Source organism: Allobosea sp. P4_H5 (assembly GCF_056400825.1).
Map to the genome: position 1 here is coordinate 207,939 of NZ_JBFUKM010000005.1, position 19,013 is coordinate 226,951.

Below are 19,013 nucleotides of genomic sequence, written 5' to 3' on the forward strand. Positions count from 1 at the left end.
ATCACTCGCCCGCGGCGGCGAGGTCGCGCAGCGCCTGCCGGTAATCCGGATAGCGGAAGGCATAGCCGAGTTCGCGCTTCACCAGCGCGTTCGAGACGCGCTTGTTCTCGCCGTAGAAGCTCGCCGCCATCGGCGAGAGTCTTGCGGGGTCGAACGGGGTTTCCGGCGGCGGGGGGAGCCCGGTGACTTCGGCCGCGAAGCTGACGACATCCTGCGGCGGCGCCGGCTCGTCATCGGTGACGTTGTAGATCGCGCCGGCGCGCGGCGCCTCGATCGAGGCCATCAGCACGCCGGCGATGTCGTCGACATGGATGCGGTTGAAGACCTGGCCGGGCTTGATCAGCCGATTGGCGGTGCCGGCCCGCAATTTGGTGATCGGATTGCGGCCGGGGCCGTAGATGCCGGAGAGGCGGAAGATCTGGACCGGCTTGCCGCTGCGTTCGCCGAAGGTGAGCCAGTTCTGTTCGATCTCCAGCCGCTGCCGCGAGCGCCGGCTGGTCGGCCGGCACTCGGCGGCCTCGTCGATCCAGGCGCCGCCATGGTCGCCATAGACGCCGATGGTCGAGAGATAGCCGATCCAGCGCAGCTTCTCGGCGGTCGCGAGTTTGTCGGCGAGCGCGCCGAGCACTGGATCGCCGTTTTCATCGGGCTGGGCCGAGACCAGTACCGCGTCTGCATCCGCAACGAGCTTTGCCAGGGGCGTCGACACTGCAAAGCCGCCGAAGACCAGCGTATGCAGCCCCTGCTTGCTGAGCTCGCCAGCCTTCTCGGCCGAGCGCACCGTGCCGGTGACCTCCCAGCCTTTCGCCAGAGCGGCGCGCGCGAAGAACCCGGCGGAATAGCCGAGGCCGAAGATGATGAGCTTCATGCAGGTTCCAGTTGGGTCGGAGCAGGTCGAGCCCATTCGGCCCTGACCTCGGGATCGGTTTCGCGCGCAAGCCTTGCCTGGGCAAGCTCAGCGGCGTGAGAGGGCACCAACTGCCAGAGCGCCCAGGCGGCCATCGCCCTGATCAGAGGCGAAGCGTCATCGACAAGCGCTTCGGCGCTTGCGGCCAGTGCCGGATCATCGCTGTTGCCGACCGCGATCAGGACATTGCGGATGAAGCGGTCGCGGCCGGTGCGCTTCACCGGCGTGCCGGAAAAGAGCGTGCGAAAGGCTGCATCGTCGAGCCCGGCGAGATCGGCCAGCGGCAACGCGTCGAGTTCGCTTTTCAGCGCCAGGCGCGTCTCGTGCGAGGCTTCCGCGAACTTGTTCCAGGGGCAGACGGCCAGGCAATCGTCGCAGCCGAAGACGCGGTTGCCGATGCCTTCGCGGAATTCAGGCTCGATATGGCCCTGATGTTCGATCGTCAGATAGGCGATGCAGCGCCGCGAATCGAGCTGATAAGGCGCCGGGAAGGCCTTGGTCGGGCAGATGTCGAGGCAGCGCGTGCAGGAGCCGCAATGGTCGCGCTCGGGCTCGTCCGGCGGCAAGTCCGCCGAGGTATAGATCGCCCCGAGGAAGAGCCAGGTGCCATGCTGGCGCGAGACCAGCACGGTCTGCTTGCCTTGCCAGCCGAGCCCTGCCGCCTGCGCCAGCGGCTTTTCCATCACCGGGGCGGTGTCGACGAAGACCTTGACCTCGGCCTCTCCGCGCGCCGCCAGCACGCCGGCGATGCTCTTCAGCTTGCCCTTGATCACATCGTGATAGTCGCGCCGGCGGGCATAGAGCGAGATCGCGCCGCGATCGCGCTGCGCCAGCACGGCCAGCGGATCGCCTTCGCCGGCATAGCTCATCCCGAGCATGACGATCGAGCGGGCGGCCGGCCACAAGGTCGCCGGGTCGGCACGTTCCGCCGTGCGCTCGGTCAGCCAGGTCATGTCGCCGTGATGGCCGGCCTCCAGCCAGCCGGCGAGGCGCCCGGGCGCTTCGGGGATAGCGTCGACCGAGGCAACGCGCATCACCGAAAACCCCTCGGCCTTTGCGCGCGCGGCGATCGCGGCCTTGAGCTTGTCGCCGCTCAGAAGTCCAGGTCGTCGTAATGGGCCGAGGGCGCCATGCCGGGAATCCGGTCGCTCAGCAGCGGCCGGAAGCTCGGTCTGGACTTGATCCTCGCATACCATGCGCGGGCAGCCTCGTCCTCGTCCCAGGGCACGTCGCCGAGATAGTCGACGCAGGAGAGATGCGCCGCCGCGGCAAGATCGGCATAGCTCAGATTGTCGCCGGCGAGCCAGTTCCGTTTCGCCGTCAGCCAGGCGATGTAGCGCAGATGATAGCGCACATTGCCGCGCGCCGCGCGGATCGCACTCATCTCCGGCGGGCCGCCGCCCTCGTCCCGGCTCATGAAGCGCTTCATCACCTTCTCCAGCACGAGCGGAGCGGTGATTTCCTCATTGAACTTGATGTTGAACCAGTCGAGCAGCCGGCGCACCTCGATGCGTCCGCCGGGCCCCTCCGGCAGCAGGCGCCGTTCGGCCAGCGCCAGCCCGCGGGTCTCGTCGAGATATTCGGCGATCGGTCCCGGGCCGGGCACGACGAGGCCGCTATCCTCGCGCAGCACCGGGGTCGTCCCGGCCGGATTGAGCTCAAGGAACTCGCGCCGCCGTTCCCAGACGCGCTCTTCGACCAGCGTGGCGTCGAGGCCGAACTCGCCGAGTGCGAGCCGGATGAAGCGCGAATGCGGACAGAGCGTATAATGGTGAAGCGTGGCCATCGATTGCTGGAACTGAGGACGGTTCGGGTGGGGTAGGCCGGCGCTGATGCAGCGCAATAGAGCGCCCCCGTATAGGCCTGCCGGCTAAGCCTAACAACCCGGGACCGGGTGAAGTGGCGGATTGCGCAGAAATCCTTGCCGGTCTGGTAACCAATTTGCAAAGACCCTGCGCCATAGCTTTAACGCGTGTGGCGCAGCTTTGTTGCGTCGCACCAGCAAGGCTCGGAAGGACCCTCCCATGCATGACCTTCTTGTCGCCGCCGTGCTCGGCGTGGTCGAAGGGCTGACCGAATTCCTGCCAGTGTCCTCGACGGGCCATCTGCTCCTGCTCGGGCATTTCCTCGGCTTCGAATCCAAGGGCAAGTCCTTCGAGATCCTGGTCCAGCTCGGAGCGATCCTGGCGATCCTGCTGGTCTATTTCCGCAGGCTGCTCGACATTGCCCTGCGCTTGCGCACCGATCCGTCCGCGCGGCGCTTCGTCATCGGCGTGCTCGTCGCCTTCCTGCCGGCAGCGGTGATCGGCGCGCTGGCGCACGGCTTCATCAAGGGTGTGCTGTTCAACCCCTTCCTGGTCTGCTGCACGCTGATCGCCGGCGGCCTCGTTCTCCTCGTCGTCGACGAATTGGAGCTCGAGGTGAAGCATCACGACGCCACCAAATTCCCGCTGCCGATGTATCTCAAGATCGGTTTCATTCAGTGCCTTGCGATGGTGCCGGGGGTCTCGCGCTCGGGCTCGACCATCGTCGGCGCCATGCTGCTCGGCGCCGACAAGCGAGCTGCGGCCGAGTTCTCCTTCTTCCTGGCCATGCCGACCATGGCCGGCGCCTTCGCCTATGATCTCCTCAAGAACTACAAGGAGCTGACGACGAACGATGTCGCGCTGATCGGCATCGGCTTCGTCACCGCCTTCATCTCGGCGCTGATCGTCGTCCGCAGCTTCCTCGATTTCGTCTCGAAGCGCGGCTTCACGCCCTTCGCCTGGTGGCGGATCATCGTCGGCTCGGCCGGCCTCGCGGGGCTCTGGGTCTTCGGCTGATTTCAGCTTGAAGCGGGCAGGGGCCCGCGCCAGGTTCCCAGCAGCATCTCCAGGAAGCGCTCAGCGGCCGGCGCCAGCTTGACGCCGCGGCGCCTGACCACGCCGATCGTGCGCGAGACCTCCGGATCGCGGATCGGCCGTGTCACGATGATCGGGTGATTCTCTCCCGGCGTCGCCAGCTTCGGCAGTACCGAGATGCCGAGGCCCGCCTCGACCAGCCCGAGCGAGGTCGACAGATGCGTCACCTCGAACGACCAGTCGAGCCGGACGCCGACCTTGACCAGCGCCGCATCGAGAATGGCGCGATTACCGCTGCTGCGGCTGACGGTGACCAGCGGGTGGCCTTCGAGATCGGCCCAGCCCAGTGATGATTTCTGCGCAAGCGCATGGTCGTGCCGGCAGGCGAGCACGAAGGGATCGTCGATCAGCGGTTCGAAGGTCAGCTCGCCATCGGAGCCGCCGATCAGGTTGATGCCGAACTCGACCTCGCCGCGCGCCACCGCTTCCAAGCCGTCATTGGCCGAGAGGTCGAGGATGCGGAAGCGGATGTTCGGATACTGCGCCTGAAAGCGCGCGATAACCGAGGGCAGGAAGTAGAAGGCGGCCGTGGGCACGCAGGCGAGCGCGATCAGCCCGGCGCGACGGCTGCCGAGATCGCGCATCGCGAAGATCGAGGTATCGAACTCGTCGAGCATGCGCCGGACCAGCGGCAGCATCTCGCGCCCGACCATGGTCAGCGCGACCCGGCGCGTCGTGCGCTCCAGCAGCGCCGCCCCGACCGCGCTTTCCAGGCGCTGGATGCGCCGGCTCAAGGCCGGCTGGGACATGTTGAGCGCCTCGGCGGCACGGTGGAAGCCGCCGAGTTCGACGACCGAGATGAAGGCGCGCAGATCGAGGGCTTCGAAATTGATGCTCATGGCGTATCAATAGCGTCGATCTCTGCATTTCACAGCGATTATTCAGTTTGAGAAGAAAGGACATCGCCAATCGCCGGGTGACGCCCTTGTCCGCTCCTTTCCAGCTTCCGCATGCTCAGGCCCTGCGCATCCCCTGCGTGCTGATGCGCGGCGGCACCTCGCGCGGCCCGTTCTTCCTGGAGCGCGACCTGCCAAGCGATCCGGCGGCGCGCGATCGCATCCTGCTCGCCGCGATGGGCTCGCCGCATATGCTGCAGCTCGACGGGCTCGGCGGCGGCAATTCTCTAACCAGCAAGGTCGCGATCGTCAGCCGCTCCAGCCGGCCGGATGCCGATGTCGACTATCTCTTCGCCCAGGTCGCGGTCGAGCGCGCCCATGTCGATCTTGGCCCCAACTGCGGCAACATGCTGTCCGCCGTCGGCCCCTTCGCGATCGAGGCCGGTCTTGTGCCGGCGGCCGACGGCGAGACGCTCGTGCGCATCCACAACCGCAACACCGGCGCGCTGATCGAGGCGGCCGTGCAGACGCCTGGTGGCGTCGTCGCCTATGACGGAGCGACCGCGATCGATGGTGTCGCCGGCACGGCCGCCCCGATCAAGCTCGGTTTCCTCGAAGCCGTCGGCTCGAAAACCGGCGCATTGCTGCCGACCGGCCGCGCTCGCGAAGCGATCGACGGCGTCCCGGTGACGCTGGTCGACTATGCCACGCCGATGCTGCTGCTGCGGGCAGGCGATCTCGGCCTTGCCGGCGATGAAACGCCTGCCGAGCTCGATGCCAACGCCGACCTGCTGGCGCGACTGGAAGAGCTGCGCCGCGAGGCTGGCCGCCGCATGGGTCTCGGTGATGTCGCCGGGCGCGTCATCCCCAAGGTCGGTGTGCTTTCGCCCGCACGTCGCGGCGGCAGCCTGACCTCGCGTTATTTCACGCCGGATCGCTGCCATCGCAGCCATGCCGTCACTGGTGCGCTCTGCGTCGCAGCAGCGAGCCGTATCGCCGGCAGCGTTGCTGCCGAGATGCTTTCCTCCGGGATCGGCTCGCTGGTCGCGGTCGAGCATCCGAGCGGTGCCATCCAGGTCGATCTTGCCCTCGACGCAGCCGGTCAGGTGACCCGAGCGAGCCTGGTGCGCACCGCGCGCCGCATTTTCGAAGGAAACGTCATCGTCCCCGCCAGTGCGATCCTCGCGCTTGCAGAGAGGGCGGAAACGGGAGGAGAACTGACCCATGACGATCACGCGCCGCCATCTCTGCAGCCTGATCACGGCCGCTGCGGCCAGCACCTGCCTGCCTGATTTCGCCCGCGCTCAGGTCGCCTTTCCGGACAAGCCGATGAAGCTCTTGGTGCCCTACGCCGCCGGCGGCGGCACGGACGCGATCGCGCGTCTCGTCGCGCAGGGCGTCGGCGAGAGACTCGGCCAGTCGCTGGTGGTCGAGAACAACGGCTCGGCCGGCGGCAACCTCGCCACGGCGCAAGCGGCTGCGGCCTCGCCCGACGGCTATACCGTGCTGATGGCCAATCAGGGCCCGATGGTGGTCAACCCGCATCTGTTCAAGAATGTCCGGGTCGACCCGCTGACCGCTTTCGACCCGCTGACGCTGATCTCGGCGGCGCCGCTCGTCGTGGTCGTCGCGCCGAATTCGCCGCACAAGACGCTCGCGGAGCTCGTCGGACAGGGCCAGAAAAATCCGGGCAAGCTGACCTATGGCTCGGCCGGTAACGGCTCCGCCAGCCATCTGGCGACGATCCTGCTGGCGCAAACCGCGCAGTTCGAGGCGGTGCATGTGCCTTATCGCGGCGCCGGCCCGGCGCTGACCGACCTCCTCGCCGGCAACAGTGACTTCATGATCACAACCGTGCCCTCCGTGCTTGGCCTGATCGAGGGTGGCAAGGTCAGGGCGCTGGCTGTGACCGGCAAGGGGCGGGCCAAGCTCTTCCCCGACGTCCCCTCGGTTTCCGAGAGCGGCTGGCCTGACTACGAGGCGACGGCCTGGTACGGCTTCGTCGTGCCCAAGGGCACGCCCAAAGATGTCGCAGCGAAGCTGCGTCAGGCGACGGTCGAGACCATCAACAGCCCGCTCATCCGCGAGCGCCTGCAGAACGAGGGCGCCGAACCGATCGGCAACAAGCCCGAGGAGTTTGCGGCGATGATGGAGGCAGAGTCGCGCCGCTGGGCCGGCATCATCAAGCAGGCTCGCCTCGCCATCAACTGAGAGGCTCAGGCGATCCGCTTGTCGGCGGAATCGCAGAGATCGGCGACGACGCAGGTCTCGCAGGCTGGGCGCAGCGCCTTGCAGGTGTAGCGTCCGTGCAGGATCAGCCAGTGATGCGCATGCCGGCCGAATTCGGCCGGCACTGCCTTTTCCAGGCCCAGCTCGACCTGCAGCACATTCTTGCCGGGCGCGATGCGCAGGCGGTTGGCGACGCGGAAGACATGAGTGTCGACCGCATGGGTGATCTCGCCGAAGGCGATGTTGAGCACGACGTTCGCGGTCTTGCGGCCGACGCCGGGCAGGCTCTCCAGCGCTTCGCGTGCGGTCGGGACTTCGCTGCCGAACTCGGCGATCAGCTTGTCGCTTAGCGCGATGACGTTCTTGGCCTTGTTGCGGTAGAGCCCGATCGTCTTGATCAGCTCGCGCACCTGGTCCTCGCCGAGGGCAAGCATCTTCTCCGGCGTATCGGCGAGCTCGAACAGCCGCTTCGTTGCCTTGTTGACGCCGGCGTCGGTCGCCTGCGCCGAGAGCACCACGGCAACCAGCAGCGTGAAGGCGTTGACGTAGTCGAGCTCGCCTTTTGGCTCGGGTCTCTGCTGCCGGAATCGGCTGAAGATCTCGTAGACCTCGGCAGCGCTCCGCGGCTTCGGACTTGTGATCCGCTTCGGGAGAGGGCTGCGGCGTTTCGGACTGTTCGGCGCGGGCATCGCGGCGTTATAATTCGCGGATGACCTTGGGCAAGCCCGATTGCGACAATGCTGCCGAAGCGGCCGAGAAGCCGGTCTTCGACGCGACGATCACGCCGCATCGCTCGCTCGGCCAGAACGGTTTCCGGACCGTGATGACGCTGGTCTGCCTGACCAGCGTCGCAGCCTCGATTCCTTTCATGGTGCTTGGCGCCTGGCCGGTCGCAGGCTTCTTCGGCCTCGACATCCTCGCGCTGTTCATCGCCTTCAAGGTCAATTTCAACGCGGCCCGCGCCTTCGAGCGCATCGTCGTGACGCCGCTCGAGGTGCTGTTGCGCAAGGTCTCGCATCATGGCCGCGAGAAAATCTGGCGCTCAAACCCCGCCTGGACCAAGCTCGAGCGCGAGGACGACGAGGATTACGGCCTGCTCGAGCTTTCTCTGGTTTCCCGCGGCCAGCGCACCGTGGTCGCCTCTGCGCTGTCGCCGGGGGAGCGCGAGGGTTTTGCGCAAGCGCTCGGCACGGCGCTTGCCAAGGCCAAGCGCGGCCCGGATTTCGAACCCGCCTGAGCATGGCCGCGACGATCATCCCTCTGATCGCATGGGCGGCGATCATCGTCGTCGTCATCGCGGCGGTGCGGGCCAATCGCGCTCGGCGCGACCCGCTGCCCAGCCAGAACGGTGGCGAGGAGGCCGTCCGCGCCTATGCACTCGTCCTGCGCGACCAGCTCGATCGCGCCCTGTTCGGCCCGGTGCTGGCAGGGCAGGTCTGGGATCGCGTGATGACCCGCCCGGTCGGCGAGGGGCTGGTTCACGAATTCCACCGCGATTACTGCGGTCACGGCCTGATTCGGACCGAAGCCGGCGTCAAGCTCTGCGATATCCAGGACGGCCACCATCCGGGCGCGGCCATTGCCGAATGGCACTCGCGAGAGGACTTCGTCGCCTTCTTCGCCGAGCAGTCGGACTATAGTTGCAGCGGCTGGGACGAAGGCTCACCAATCTTCGCGACCAGCAACGACTGGTACTGCAACAACCAGCGCCTCACGCGGGAGAAGCTGCAGCGCTTCGGTTGAGGGAGGCCTCAGGCTGTCCGTTGCGCCAGCCAGACCGTATGCCCGCCGCAGTTCGGGTCCTCGACGATATGCTCGACGACGGCAAAATCGTTCGCGTCCAGCAGCGCGCGATACTCGGCCGGATCGAGGCTGCCATGGTAGAGCGGCTCGCCCTCGAAGCTGCCGATCGCCTCGCCATGAGCCGGCCCGCTGGTGAAGAGCAGCGCAGCGCCTTCGGCTGCATGCTGGCGAAAGAGCGGGAACATCCGCCGCTGATCGTCGGGCTTCAGATGAAAGAAGCTGTCCCAGGCGATGAGCCCGTCGAAGCGTCGGCCAAGCGCCAGCTCGCGCATGTCGGCGACCAGCCAGTTCTGCTGCTGGAAGCGCTCGCGGCAGAGTGCGATCAGAGGCGCAGACGAATCGATCCCGGTCACCGTGCAGCCGCGCTCGATCAGATGCCTTGCGATCGGCTCGCCCATGCCGCAGCCGAGATCGAGCACCGATCGTGTCGCAGGCAGCAGTGACAGGAAGCGGTCGAGCCAGCGCGCCTCCATCAGCTTGCGGCCGCGCTGTTTGTCATAGGCAGCAGCGTGGCGTCGATAGAGCGAGACGACGGCGTCGGCGGAATCGGTCATCCTTGGATGTCTACGCGGCCTTGGGGGCGAAGACGAGCTTGTCAGCTTTCGGGTGGGAGACGCATGCTGACATGACTAGCTTCGTGAGCATGAGAGATCAGATCGCGAGGACAGAACGATGAACGCCCATTCCAGTCTCAGGACGGCGATGAAACCGATCGTAGTCTCCAATGCCGTGCTCGCCCGCGCCACCGAGGCCATCCCCTCGGAAGCCGATTTCCCTGCGGTAGTGCCCGGCTCGGATTACGACACCGTGCGCCGCATCCTGGCCTACATCACCAACAACTGGCGCCAGCAGCCGACGATCGAGGCGATCGCCGATGCCGCCGGCGCGACGCCGACCGATGTGCATCACCTGTTCCGGCGCTGGTGCGGGCTGACGCCCAAGGCCTTCCTGCAGGCGATCACGCTCGACAACGCCAAGGGCCTGCTGGCCGCCTCCGCCAGCATCCTCGACACCAGCTTCGAGGTCGGACTCTCCGGCCCCGGCCGCCTGCACGACCTCTTCGTCACCCATGAGGCGATGTCGCCGGGCGAGTGGAAGACCGGCGGCGAGGGGTTGCGCATGTCCTATGGCTTCCACCAGTCGCCCTTCGGCGAAGCGCTGGTCGTGGTGACCGAGCGTGGGCTCGCCGGTCTCGGCTGGGTTTCGAACAGCCTCGATGGTGGCAAGGTGATCGGCGGCCGGGCCGAGGCGCTGGCCGACATGATGCGGCGCTGGCCGCATGCGGATTACCGCTTCGATCCGCAGAGCACCGCGCCCTACGCGACGCGCATCTTCGAGCCGGGCAGCTGGTCGCCGCAGACGCCGTTGCGCGTCGTGCTGATCGGCACCGATTTCGAGGTCCGTGTCTGGGAGACGCTGCTGCGCATCCCGGTCGGCTGCGCCACCACCTATGGCGACGTCGCCGGCCATATCGGCAAGCCCTCGGCGGCTCGCGCGGTCGGTGCGGCGGTCGGCAAGAACCCGATCTCCTTCGTCGTCCCCTGCCACCGCGTCATCGGCAAGTCCGGCGCGCTCACCGGTTACCACTGGGGGCTGACGCGCAAGCGCGCCATCCTCGGCTGGGAAGCCGGGCAGGTCGCAGGCGGCGAGGCCGCCTAAGCCCAAAACTTACTGGATGGTGGGAGCGGGCGCTGCCGCAGGCGGGGGCGTACGCCTTGCCGTGGCCGGACGCGGCTTGGCCGTCTCGGGCTTCGGCTCGGCCAGGCCGAGGCGGGCGCGGATCGAGGCGGCGCGCGCCTCGGTGATGCGGGCGCCGCAAAAGCCGTGCGAGCCCTCGCGCTGGAAGTCGCGGCAGATCTGCTCGCGCTCCGACGAGAAGCCGGCCTGCTCGCGGGCGATCGTGCGCTGCTCGGTCAGGTTGGCCTTGGCCGAGAGCGCCCGGTAGCCCTCCCGCACCGCGGTCTCCGCCTTGCTGCGCTCGGCTTCGGTCTCCTTGGCGCGGGCCGGCAGGGTGCGGACGTCCGGCCCCCAGACGCCGCGGGGATCGATGCGGCAGGCGGCGGCCTCGATCACGCAGGGCTGCTCCGGCTCGACCACCAGGAAGGCGCCTTCGAGCACATCGAAGACGATCGGGCAGGCAGCGGCTTCCAGCTTGTAGCGCGGCAGCCCGGCTGGCTTGCCGAGCGAGGTCACCGGCACGGGTGTATCGCCGAAGGAGATGGCGCAGGGTTCGACGAGGTTGCTGGACTGGAACCCTTCGGCGCGCAGCTTCAGGCCGTAGCCGCTGCCGGTCTTCTCCAGCGTTGCTTCGCCGAAGCGGCCATTGCGTCGCAAGGTCTTGCCGAGAACCGAGTCTTCGCCGGGAATCTTGATGGCCGGCATGGTGCGCGGGCGCGGCGCCGACGACTGACCGCCGACGGAGGCCGGCGCCGATTGCTGGGCGCCGGGCTGGTTGAAGGGCTGCGCTCCGGGAAGCTGCATCGGCTGAGCCAGGGCTGCGCCTGCAAGGCCGAGCCAGGCCAGGGCTGCACCGGCAGCGAGGCGATGGGCAGTCGGGCGGCGGAGCGTCGTCACGGCTGTTTCCTGGTGGCGCAAGGTCCATTCTGAATGGAGTGGCTACGCCGGTTGCGCAAGAGCATGCGCGCAACACTTACCCGGAATGGTCAGCCCCGCGAATTCTGTGAGGGATACTGCACAAAGCCGATTCTTAATCCGGCTCCGCGCCTTGCAAGCAGGCCGTCACCCTCCCTATATACGCCGCGAAGCGGTGGTTTTTACGGGCCATCGGGGCCGGATTGCGCCAGGCGCCAGCACTCACATGCGAACGCTGAAACGCAGGGCCGGTCGATCTTTGTTGTAACCGGCGGGTGAGGCCGGGCCGGGGCTTGAAGCTCCGTTCCGTCGCTTCGGCCGCCAGACGTGGGTATCCCGGGTTCGTTCGCCGCGGAAGGTGGGGGCGATCCGGGGCCATGGGCCGGGGGGCGGCGTCTTACGCGCGCTCTTCCGGCGATCTGCTAAATCGAAAGGGATCCCATCCATGGGTAAAGTCATCGGTATCGACCTCGGAACCACCAATTCCTGCGTTGCAGTGATGGAGGGGTCGACGCCCAAGGTCATCGAGAATTCCGAGGGCGCCCGCACCACGCCTTCGATCGTCGCCATCACGGATGACGGCGAGCGTCTGGTCGGCCAGCCTGCCAAGCGCCAGGCGGTCACCAATCCGGAGCGTACCTTCTTCGCCATCAAGCGCCTGATCGGGCGCACTTTCGACGATCCGATGACCAAGAAGGACATCGATCTCGTCCCTTACAAGATCAAGAAGGCCCCGTCGGGTGACGCCTGGGTCGAGGCCGACGGCAAGGATTACTCGCCCTCGCAGATCTCCGCCTTCACGCTGACCAAGATGAAGGAGACCGCGGAGGCCTATCTCGGCCAGCCGGTGACGCAGGCCGTCATCACCGTTCCCGCCTATTTCAACGACGCCCAGCGCCAGGCCACCAAGGATGCCGGCCGCATCGCCGGCCTCGAGGTGCTGCGCATCATCAACGAGCCGACTGCGGCCGCGCTCGCCTATGGCCTCGACAAGAAGTCGGCCGGCACCATCGCGGTCTATGACCTCGGCGGCGGCACGTTCGACGTCTCGGTCCTGGAGATCGGCGACGGCGTCTTCGAGGTGAAGTCGACCAATGGCGACACTTTCCTCGGCGGCGAGGACTTCGACATGCGCCTGGTCGAGTACCTGGCGGACGAGTTCAAGCGCGAGCAGGGCATCGACCTGAAGAAGGACAAGCTCGCCCTCCAGCGCCTGAAGGAAGCGGCCGAGAAGGCCAAGATCGAGCTCTCGACCACCGCGCAGACCGAGATCAACCTGCCTTACATCACGGCGGATGCCTCGGGCCCGAAGCACCTTGCCATCAAGCTCTCGCGCGCCAAGTTCGAGAGCCTGGTCGACGACCTGATCCAGCGCACCATCGAGCCCTGCCGCAAGGCGCTCAAGGATGCCGGCCTGTCCGCGGGCCAGATAGACGAGGTCGTCCTGGTCGGCGGCATGACCCGCATGCCGAAGGTCCAGGAGGTGGTGAAGCAGTTCTTCGGCAAGGAGCCGCACAAGGGCGTCAACCCCGACGAGGTCGTCGCCATCGGCGCAGCGATCCAGGCCGGCGTGCTGCAGGGCGACGTCAAGGACGTTCTGCTGCTCGACGTGACCCCGCTCTCGCTCGGCATCGAGACGCTGGGTGGTGTCTTTACGCGTCTGATTGACCGCAACACCACGATCCCGACCAAGAAGAGCCAGGTCTTCTCCACCGCCGAGGACAACCAGGGTGCGGTGACGATCCGGGTCTTCCAGGGCGAGCGCGAGATGGCGGCCGACAACAAGATGCTCGGCCAGTTCGACCTGATGGGCATTCCGCCGGCCCCGCGCGGCATGCCGCAGATCGAGGTGACCTTCGACATCGACGCCAACGGCATCGTCTCGGTGACGGCGAAGGACAAGGCCACCAACAAGGAGCAGCAGATCCGCATCCAGGCATCTGGCGGCCTCTCCGAGGCCGAGATCCAGAAGATGGTCAAGGATGCCGAGGCCAACGCCGCCGACGACAAGAAGCGTCGCGAAGTGGTCGAGGCCAAGAACCAGGGCGAGAGCCTCGTGCACTCGACCGAGAAGTCGCTGAAGGACTATGGCGACAAGGTTTCGGCCGCCGACAAGGGCGCGATCGAGACCGCGCTCGAGGCGCTCAGGACTGCGCTCACCGGTGAGGATGTCGAGGCGATCCAGGCCCGCACCAACGAGTTGATGCAGGCGTCGATGAAGCTCGGCGAGGCGATGTATGCCGCCAGCCAGGCTGCTGAAGGCGCTGCCGCCGAGGGTGCCTCTGCCGAGGAGCCGAAGAAGGACGACGTCATCGACGCCGACTTCAAGGATGTCAGCGACGACAAGGGCGACAAGAAGAAGAGCGCCTGATCGCGCTACTTGGTCATCCATCGACCGTGACGGGATGGCCGGGCTTGACCCGGCCATTCCCTTAAGGCGATGGCGTCGGCAGGACATGACTCGCCGGCCAGCGCACGGAGCGCGGGGCGGCGCAGGGGCAGCTGGTTGAATGTCGAAGCGCGACTACTACGAGATCCTCGGGGTCTCCCGGACGGTGACGGAGATCGAGCTCAAGGGCTCGTTCCGCAAGCTCGCCATGCAGCATCATCCGGACAAGAACCCGGGCGACAAGCAGGCCGAGATCAAGTTCAAGGAGATCAACGAGGCCTATCAGATCCTCTCTGATGGCCAGAAGCGCGCGGCCTATGACCGCTATGGTCACCAGGCCTTCGACAATGGCGGCGGCGGCGGTGGCCCGGCCGACATGTCGGACTTCATGTCCGACATCTTCGAATCCTTCTTCGGCGAGGGCCGCGGCCGTGGCGGCCCGCGCGGTGCCAATTCGCGCGAGCGTGGCGCCGACCTGCGCTATAATCTCGAGATCGGTCTCGAAGAGGCCTATTCCGGCAAGAACGAGACCATCCGCGTCCCGACTTCGGTGACCTGTGAGGTCTGCTCCGGCACCGGCGCCAAGGCCGGCTCGAAGTCGCGCCAGTGCCCGACCTGCGGCGGCCATGGCCGCGTCCGCGCCAGCCAGGGCTTCTTCTCGGTCGAGCGCACCTGCCCGACCTGCAACGGCCGCGGCGAGATCATCGACGATCCCTGCACCGGCTGCCAGGGCGCCGGCCGCGTCACCCGCGAGCGCACGCTCTCGGTCAACATCCCGGCCGGTGTCGAGGACGGCACCCGCATCCGCCTTGCCGGCGAGGGGGAGGCTGGCCTGCGTGGCGGGYCGGCGGGCGATCTCTACATTTTCCTGTCGATCAAGCCGCACGCCATCTTCCAGCGCGACGGCGCCGACCTGTTCTGCCGGGTGCCGATCGGCCTGACTTCGGCCGCGCTTGGCGGCGAGATCGAGGTGCCGACGCTGAACGGTGAAAAGGCCCGGGTGAAAATCCCCGAGGGGACCCAGACCGGCAAGCAGTTCCGGCTCAAGGCCAAGGGCATGAGCGTGCTGCGCTCGCGCGAGATGGGCGATCTCTACATCCAGGTCCTGGTCGAGACGCCGCAGAAGCTCACCGCCCGCCAGCGCGAATTGCTGATGGAGTTCGAGCGCGAGAGCTCGGGCGCCACCCATCCCGAAACCGCCGGCTTCTTCGGCCGCGTCAAGGATTTCCTCGGCGGCCTCGGCGGCTCCGCCTGAGACGAAAAAACGGGCGCCTCGCGGCGCCCGTTCTTCTTTGATCAGGATCCAGCCTGATAGTCAGGCCTTGTCGATCACTTTCTTGACCGCGTCCTTGGTCTTGCCGATCGCCTGCTGGGCTTCACCCTTGCGCTCCTGCGCGATGCCCTCGGCCTGAAGCCCGGGCTTGTTCAACGCCTTGCCGGCAGCCTGCTTGACGTTGCCGGCGGCTTCGTTGGCGAGGCCCTTGATCTTGTCGGTCGTGCTGCTCATGGACGCTTTCCTTCTCGAATGATCCGCGATCGGCGCCTCGGCGCCGGTTCGGATGGGAGAACGTCACGGCCGGGCTTTGGTTCCCTCGCTCAAGCCGGTGTGATGGTCTCGGCGATCGCCCGCAGCGCCCGGCCAGTCGCCTCATCGGCGGGGAAGAAGGTTTCCAGCGCCAGCTCGGACAAGGTGACGTCGACTGGCGTGCCGAACACCGTCGTGGTCGAGATCAGCGAGAGCTCGGTCTCGCCTAGCCGCAGGTGCAGCGGTAGTACGATCGGTGGCTCCGCCTCTTCCTGCGTCTTGCCTTTGACGACCGGCGCGGCCGGGACGGGATAGCTCAGCAGCTCGGCCAGGAGCTCGGCCAGTAGCGGGTCGGCCGTGGCGCGGATCTGCTGGCGCAGGCGCGCGATCAGATGGCGGCGCCACTCCGTTAGGTTGATGATTGCCGGGGCGAGCCCGCGCGGATGCAGGCTGAGCCGGAGCACGTTGACCGGCGGGCGCAGCAGGTCGGCGTCCTCGACGACCGCGAGCATCGGCGCGATCATCTTGTTCGCGGCAAGCAGGGTCCAGTGCCGGTCGACTGCCACCGCCGGATAGGGCTCGTGTCCCTTGAGCAGCAGGTCGATCGCGCTGCGGGCTGCCTGCAGGGTCGGATCCTCCAGCGAGCGTTCGAGATAGACCGGCGCATAGCCGGCCGAGAGCAGGAGCGCATTGCGCTCGCGGAGCGGCACGCCGAGATGCTCGGCGAGAAGCAGGACCATATCCCGGCTGGGCGCCGAGCGGCCGCTTTCGATGAAGCTGAGATGCTTCTGCGAGACCTCGGCTTCGAGCGCGAGGTCGAGCTGGCTGAGACGGCGCAACTGCCGCCAGTCGCGGATGAGGTGCCCGATCGTGGGCTGCTGGTGCTTGTTCATGAAGGGCAAGCTAGCCGCAGCCGCGCCGTGATCCAATTACCTCCGGCTTAATCGACCGGCCGCCGGGCTTTCGGCAGCATGGCCTCCATCAGCAACCGCCCCGGCTGAGATGGGGCCTGAACCGGAGAACAGTCATGGCCTTCATCCAGTCCTCGCGTTTCCTGCGCAATGCCCTTGCCCTCGATGCCGCCGCCTGCGCCGGAACCGGCCTGCTGCTCAGCGTCGGCGCGGGTTCGCTCTCCGGTCTGCTCGGCCTTCCGGCGGAGTTCCTGCGTGGCGCTGGCCTGGTGCTGCTGCCCTGCGCTGCCCTGCTTGCGTTCTTCGCCAGCCGGCTGCGCCTGCCGCGCCTCGCCGTCTACGCCGTGATCGGCGTCAACATCCTCTGGATCGCCGACAGCGTGCTGATCCTGGTCGCCGGCTGGTTCGCGCCGACCACGCTCGGCATCGCCTTCGTCTTGGCCCAGGCCGTGGCGGTCGCGGTTGTCACCGAGCTCGAGGTGATCGGCCTGAAGAAGTCGGTCACGGAAGCTGCCGGAGCCGAAGCTGCTCTGCACTGACCAGACGGCTCGTTACCCAAAGCCGCCGTGGCTCCCGCCGCGGTGGCCTTGGTTTGCGACGGCTTGTCACGAAACTGTCGTCTGTGCTCACTAGCCGGAAGGCCTGCCTCCCCACCCTGCGGAACAGGACCGTCCCAATGCGCAAACCCCTTGTCCTTGCGGCTCTCGCGACGCTCCTCGCTGGCGGAACGGCGCTCGCCGAGCCGACCTTCAACCGCATCGCCACCTTCCAGGTGCCGTTGAACCTGCCGGCCGACCGCGACGCGAAGAAGACGGTCGCGGAGATCATTTCGGCCAACGAGGCCGGGACCCTGCTCGCCTATACCGACGCCGAGCAGAAGGCGATCGGCCTGATCGACATCACCACCGCCAATGCGCCCAAGCCCGCCGGCTTCATCCCGGTCGGCGGCGAGCCGACCTCGGTCGTGATCCTTGGCGAGCGCGCCTTCGCCGTCGTCGTCAGCTCCGGCGACAACTTCAAGGAACCGGCCGGCCATCTCGCCACCATCGATCTGAAGACGAAGCAGGTCACAGCCACATGCGAGCTCGGCGGCCAGCCCGATTCGATCGCGCTGACCAAGGACAAGGGCAAGCTCGCCATCGTCATCGAGAACGAGCGCGACGAGAAGCTGAACAAGGGCGACCTGCCGCAGCTCCCCGCCGGCAACCTCACGCTGGTCGGCATCAAGGATGGCGAGGCCGATTGCGCGTCGAAGCAGATCGTCGACCTCACCGGCATCGCCGCGGTCGAGCCGACCGATCCGGAGCCGGAATTCGTCGACGTCAACCAGGACGGCCTCGCCGTGGTGACACTGCAGGAGAACAACCACCTCGCCGTGGTCGATACGAAGACCGGCAAGCTCGTCGCGCATTTCCCGGCCGGCACCGTCGATCTCACGAACATCGACAAGACCCGAGACGGCCAGATCAAGCCGGTCGAGGAGCTGAAGGGCGTGCGCCGCGAGCCCGATGCGGTGCGCTGGCTCGACAATGACCGCTTCGTCACTGCCAATGAAGGTGACTGGAAGGGCGGCTCGCGCGGCTTCACCATCTTCCGCAAGGACGGCACGGTCGAGTTCGATGCCGGCAACATGGTCGACCACATCGCCATCCGTCTCGGCCACTATCCGGAGCGCCGTTCAGCCGCCAAGGGCAGCGAGCCGGAGGGCATCGAGGTCGGCATCTACAACGGCGAGCGCCTGCTCTTCGTCGGGCTGGAGCGCGCTTCGCTCGTCCTCGTCTTCAAGGACGAGGGGCCGGGCCGGCCGCCACGCTATCTGCAGGCGCTGCCGGCGGGCATCGCGCCGGAGGGCCTGCTCGCCATCCCGCAGCGCAATCTCTTCGTTTCCGCTTCTGAAGCCGATCTCGGCGAAAAGGATGGACCGCGTTCGGCCGTGACCATCTATGAGCGCAGCGAAGCGCCGGCCGCCTATCCGACCATCGTCTCGGCCGATGTCGATGGTGTCCCGCTCGGCTGGGGCGCGCTCTCGGGCCTCGCCGCCCATCCCGAGCTGCCGGGCCGGCTCTTCAGCGTCACTGATAGCGCCTATACGCCCTCGCGCATCCTCGAGATCGACGCGACCAGGAAGCCGGCGACGATCACCGGCGCAATCACCGTGACCAGGGACGGCAAGCCCGCCGCCTATGATCTCGAAGCGATTGCGACGCGTCCCGGCGGCGGTTTCTGGCTGGCCTCGGAAGGGGCGCCCGAGCGCAAGGAGAAGCCGACGCAGAACCTGCTGCTACGCGCTTCGGCCAAGGGCGAGATCGAGGAGGAGATCGCCCTGCCAGAGGAGTTCGCCGCCAAGGCAATCAATCAAGGCTATGAGGGCGTTGCCGTCACCGGAACCGGGCAGGACGAGACCGTCTGGATCGCCGTCCAGCGCGAGTGGAAGGACGACCCCAAGGGCAAGGTCAAGATCCTCTCCTACAAGCCCTTCACCAAGAGCTGGGGCATCCTCTACTACCCGCTGACGGCCCCTGCCGCCGGCGCCTGGATGGGCCTCTCGGAGCTCACCTATCTCGGCGACGACAGTTTCGCCGTGATCGAGCGCGACAACCGGTTCGGCGCCAAGGCGGTGAAGACGCTGGCGACCTTCTCGGTCAAGGGATTGAAGCCGGCGCCGTTCGGCTCCTCGGAGATCCTGACGGTCGAGAAGACGCTGCTGCGCGACCTGACGCCGGACCTGATGAAGCTCGGTGGCTACGGGCTCGACAAGGTCGAGGGCATGGCGGTCGACAAGGACGGCAACCTCTTCGTCGTCACCGATAATGACGGCGTCGACGATTCCTCCGGCGAGACCCAGTTCTTCGCCTTCGGCAAGCTCGCGAAGTAAGGCGGTACGGCAAAAGGCCGGCGGGTGTTCCTCGCCGGCCTGCCGG

Annotated in this window: 19 protein-coding genes; 10 read left to right on the forward strand and 9 right to left on the reverse strand. The window is 67.0% G+C overall.

What is annotated here, in order from left to right; genetic code table 11:
- Window position 1: 1 nt before the first annotated feature.
- The 3 genes from AC1DS0_RS12295 to AC1DS0_RS12305 are packed head-to-tail and all read right to left on the reverse strand — an operon-like array spanning window position 2 to window position 2,693.
- Window positions 2-868, reverse strand: a complete 867-nt coding sequence (locus AC1DS0_RS12295) for an SDR family oxidoreductase (RefSeq protein ID WP_476814628.1) — start codon at window positions 866-868, stop codon at window positions 2-4.
- Window positions 865-2,103, reverse strand: coding sequence for a tRNA epoxyqueuosine(34) reductase QueG (gene queG / locus AC1DS0_RS12300; RefSeq protein ID WP_476814629.1), 1,239 nt, complete (start codon window positions 2,101-2,103; stop codon window positions 865-867). The genes AC1DS0_RS12295 and queG overlap by 4 nt, the downstream gene beginning before the upstream one ends.
- Complete coding sequence (locus AC1DS0_RS12305) at window positions 2,001-2,693, reverse strand: glutathione S-transferase family protein (protein ID WP_152016508.1); 693 nt, start codon at window positions 2,691-2,693, stop codon at window positions 2,001-2,003. The genes queG and AC1DS0_RS12305 overlap by 103 nt, the downstream gene beginning before the upstream one ends.
- A gap of 238 nt (window positions 2,694-2,931) precedes the next feature.
- Here AC1DS0_RS12305 and AC1DS0_RS12310 point away from each other — a divergent pair, with 238 nt between their 5' ends.
- The gene (locus AC1DS0_RS12310) at window positions 2,932-3,729 is read left to right on the forward strand and encodes an undecaprenyl-diphosphate phosphatase (RefSeq protein WP_476814630.1); all 798 of its coding nucleotides are present in this window, start codon (window positions 2,932-2,934) and stop codon (window positions 3,727-3,729) included.
- Between the two features lie 2 nt (window positions 3,730-3,731).
- On the opposite strand, the gene AC1DS0_RS12315 is transcribed toward AC1DS0_RS12310, so the two are convergent.
- Window positions 3,732-4,646 carry a LysR substrate-binding domain-containing protein gene (locus tag AC1DS0_RS12315; protein WP_476814631.1) on the reverse strand — a complete coding sequence of 305 codons (915 nt, stop codon included), beginning with the start codon at window positions 4,644-4,646 and terminating at the stop codon, window positions 3,732-3,734.
- Window positions 4,647-4,732: 86 nt separating this feature from the next.
- Between AC1DS0_RS12315 and AC1DS0_RS12320 the strand changes: the two genes are divergently transcribed.
- Together AC1DS0_RS12320 and AC1DS0_RS12325 are read left to right on the forward strand one after the other, a co-directional pair.
- Window positions 4,733-5,935, forward strand: a complete 1,203-nt coding sequence (locus AC1DS0_RS12320; protein ID WP_476814632.1) for a 4-oxalomesaconate tautomerase — start codon at window positions 4,733-4,735, stop codon at window positions 5,933-5,935.
- Window positions 5,868-6,854, forward strand: coding sequence for a Bug family tripartite tricarboxylate transporter substrate binding protein (locus AC1DS0_RS12325; RefSeq protein WP_476814633.1), 987 nt, complete (start codon window positions 5,868-5,870; stop codon window positions 6,852-6,854). The genes AC1DS0_RS12320 and AC1DS0_RS12325 overlap by 68 nt, the downstream gene beginning before the upstream one ends.
- Window positions 6,855-6,859: 5 nt before the next feature.
- Here AC1DS0_RS12325 and nth read toward each other — a convergent pair whose 3' ends face one another.
- Window positions 6,860-7,561, reverse strand: a complete 702-nt coding sequence (gene nth / locus AC1DS0_RS12330) for an endonuclease III (RefSeq protein ID WP_476814634.1) — start codon at window positions 7,559-7,561, stop codon at window positions 6,860-6,862.
- Between the two features lie 20 nt (window positions 7,562-7,581).
- Here nth and AC1DS0_RS12335 point away from each other — a divergent pair, with 20 nt between their 5' ends.
- Entirely contained in the window at window positions 7,582-8,109 is a 528-nt protein-coding gene (locus AC1DS0_RS12335; RefSeq protein ID WP_476814635.1) for a DUF2244 domain-containing protein, read from the forward strand.
- 2 nt (window positions 8,110-8,111) lie between these two features.
- Entirely contained in the window at window positions 8,112-8,615 is a 504-nt protein-coding gene (locus tag AC1DS0_RS12340) for a hypothetical protein (protein ID WP_476814636.1), read from the forward strand.
- A gap of 8 nt (window positions 8,616-8,623) precedes the next feature.
- On the opposite strand, the gene AC1DS0_RS12345 is transcribed toward AC1DS0_RS12340, so the two are convergent.
- Window positions 8,624-9,229, reverse strand: coding sequence for a class I SAM-dependent DNA methyltransferase (locus AC1DS0_RS12345; protein WP_476814637.1), 606 nt, complete (start codon window positions 9,227-9,229; stop codon window positions 8,624-8,626).
- A gap of 118 nt (window positions 9,230-9,347) precedes the next feature.
- Between AC1DS0_RS12345 and AC1DS0_RS12350 the strand changes: the two genes are divergently transcribed.
- A complete protein-coding gene (locus AC1DS0_RS12350; RefSeq protein WP_476814638.1) occupies window positions 9,348-10,334 on the forward strand; it encodes a methylated-DNA--[protein]-cysteine S-methyltransferase in 987 nt (328 codons plus the stop codon).
- Window positions 10,335-10,343: 9 nt separating this feature from the next.
- Here the strand turns inward: AC1DS0_RS12350 and AC1DS0_RS12355 are convergent, their stop codons facing one another.
- Window positions 10,344-11,249: a hypothetical protein gene (locus tag AC1DS0_RS12355; protein ID WP_476814639.1), complete on the reverse strand. Its 906-nt coding sequence runs from the start codon at window positions 11,247-11,249 to the stop codon at window positions 10,344-10,346.
- A gap of 463 nt (window positions 11,250-11,712) precedes the next feature.
- Here AC1DS0_RS12355 and dnaK point away from each other — a divergent pair, with 463 nt between their 5' ends.
- Complete coding sequence (gene dnaK, locus AC1DS0_RS12360; RefSeq protein WP_476814640.1) at window positions 11,713-13,638, forward strand: molecular chaperone DnaK; 1,926 nt, start codon at window positions 11,713-11,715, stop codon at window positions 13,636-13,638.
- 139 nt (window positions 13,639-13,777) lie between these two features.
- On the forward strand, window positions 13,778-14,911 hold the full coding sequence (dnaJ, locus tag AC1DS0_RS12365) for a molecular chaperone DnaJ (RefSeq protein ID WP_476814641.1): 1,134 nt from the start codon (window positions 13,778-13,780) through the stop codon (window positions 14,909-14,911).
- A gap of 60 nt (window positions 14,912-14,971) precedes the next feature.
- Here dnaJ and AC1DS0_RS12370 read toward each other — a convergent pair whose 3' ends face one another.
- Both AC1DS0_RS12370 and AC1DS0_RS12375 read right to left on the reverse strand, forming a co-directional pair.
- Window positions 14,972-15,163 (reverse strand): CsbD family protein, encoded by a 192-nt coding sequence (locus tag AC1DS0_RS12370; RefSeq protein ID WP_476814642.1) that lies wholly within the window; start codon window positions 15,161-15,163, stop codon window positions 14,972-14,974.
- Window positions 15,164-15,252: 89 nt separating this feature from the next.
- Entirely contained in the window at window positions 15,253-16,074 is an 822-nt protein-coding gene (locus tag AC1DS0_RS12375; protein WP_476814643.1) for a helix-turn-helix domain-containing protein, read from the reverse strand.
- A 134-nt stretch (window positions 16,075-16,208) separates the two neighbouring features.
- Here AC1DS0_RS12375 and AC1DS0_RS12380 point away from each other — a divergent pair, with 134 nt between their 5' ends.
- Window positions 16,209-16,631, forward strand: a complete 423-nt coding sequence (locus tag AC1DS0_RS12380; RefSeq protein ID WP_476814644.1) for a hypothetical protein — start codon at window positions 16,209-16,211, stop codon at window positions 16,629-16,631.
- 137 nt (window positions 16,632-16,768) lie between these two features.
- A complete protein-coding gene (locus tag AC1DS0_RS12385) occupies window positions 16,769-18,967 on the forward strand; it encodes an esterase-like activity of phytase family protein (RefSeq protein WP_476814645.1) in 2,199 nt (732 codons plus the stop codon).
- The last annotated feature ends 46 nt before the right edge of the window (window positions 18,968-19,013 follow it).

Excerpts from the sequence above, each read along its gene's own strand:
- AC1DS0_RS12325 (WP_476814633.1), top strand. The coding sequence starts at position 5,868 with ATGACGATCACGCGCCGCCATCTCTGCAGCCTGATCACGGCCGCTGCG.
- AC1DS0_RS12350 (WP_476814638.1), top strand. The coding sequence starts at position 9,348 with ATGAACGCCCATTCCAGTCTCAGGACGGCGATGAAACCGATCGTAGTC.
- AC1DS0_RS12315 (WP_476814631.1), bottom strand. The coding sequence starts at position 4,646 with ATGAGCATCAATTTCGAAGCCCTCGATCTGCGCGCCTTCATCTCGGTC.
- AC1DS0_RS12385 (WP_476814645.1), top strand. The coding sequence starts at position 16,769 with ATGCGCAAACCCCTTGTCCTTGCGGCTCTCGCGACGCTCCTCGCTGGC.
- AC1DS0_RS12335 (WP_476814635.1), top strand. The coding sequence starts at position 7,582 with ATGACCTTGGGCAAGCCCGATTGCGACAATGCTGCCGAAGCGGCCGAG.
- AC1DS0_RS12340 (WP_476814636.1), top strand. The coding sequence starts at position 8,112 with ATGGCCGCGACGATCATCCCTCTGATCGCATGGGCGGCGATCATCGTC.
- AC1DS0_RS12295 (WP_476814628.1), bottom strand. The coding sequence starts at position 868 with ATGAAGCTCATCATCTTCGGCCTCGGCTATTCCGCCGGGTTCTTCGCG.
- AC1DS0_RS12380 (WP_476814644.1), top strand. The coding sequence starts at position 16,209 with ATGGCCTTCATCCAGTCCTCGCGTTTCCTGCGCAATGCCCTTGCCCTC.
- nth (WP_476814634.1), bottom strand. The coding sequence starts at position 7,561 with ATGCCCGCGCCGAACAGTCCGAAACGCCGCAGCCCTCTCCCGAAGCGG.
- AC1DS0_RS12375 (WP_476814643.1), bottom strand. The coding sequence starts at position 16,074 with ATGAACAAGCACCAGCAGCCCACGATCGGGCACCTCATCCGCGACTGG.
- AC1DS0_RS12305 (WP_152016508.1), bottom strand. The coding sequence starts at position 2,693 with ATGGCCACGCTTCACCATTATACGCTCTGTCCGCATTCGCGCTTCATC.
- AC1DS0_RS12310 (WP_476814630.1), top strand. The coding sequence starts at position 2,932 with ATGCATGACCTTCTTGTCGCCGCCGTGCTCGGCGTGGTCGAAGGGCTG.
- dnaK (WP_476814640.1), top strand. The coding sequence starts at position 11,713 with ATGGGTAAAGTCATCGGTATCGACCTCGGAACCACCAATTCCTGCGTT.
- AC1DS0_RS12370 (WP_476814642.1), bottom strand. The coding sequence starts at position 15,163 with ATGAGCAGCACGACCGACAAGATCAAGGGCCTCGCCAACGAAGCCGCC.
- queG (WP_476814629.1), bottom strand. The coding sequence starts at position 2,103 with ATGGTATGCGAGGATCAAGTCCAGACCGAGCTTCCGGCCGCTGCTGAG.
- AC1DS0_RS12345 (WP_476814637.1), bottom strand. The coding sequence starts at position 9,229 with ATGACCGATTCCGCCGACGCCGTCGTCTCGCTCTATCGACGCCACGCT.